Source organism: Tritonibacter sp. SIMBA_163 (genome assembly GCF_046535935.1).
GTDB lineage: Bacteria > Pseudomonadota > Alphaproteobacteria > Rhodobacterales > Rhodobacteraceae > Epibacterium > Epibacterium scottomollicae.
The window spans coordinates 1-255 of sequence record NZ_JAWJBP010000833.1 but is presented as its reverse complement, the minus strand read 5'-3'; the positions used below and the strand labels follow the sequence as shown (position 1 = coordinate 255).

Sequence of the window (255 nt, the reverse complement as noted above, 5' to 3'; positions counted from 1 at the left end):
CCCGTTGGCCGGCTTTTCGGAAATCGCAAAACGCCTCATGGAGAATGCGGAATGAACCTTGAGCGCGCCGATCTGCTCGCCAATATCGACCACGCTGCCCTGCAGGCACTCGTAGAGGGGCGCCACGGCGACCCCTTCACGATCCTCGGCCGTCATCCCGTCGGCAACACCAATGTGGTGCGTGCATTTCTCCCCGGCGCGACGTCGGTGGAGGTGATCGACACCGAAGGCGATAGCGTCATCGCCCAGATGGAA

The 255-nt window shown here is 62.4% G+C and carries 1 protein-coding gene; it reads left to right on the top strand.

Translation table 11 applies throughout. The features are described 5' to 3' along the window. Positions 1 to 51: 51 nt before the first annotated feature. The coding region (locus R0J92_RS24665) for a GlgB N-terminal domain-containing protein (protein ID WP_411053624.1) at positions 52 to 255 on the top strand (204 nt) is incomplete at its 3' end.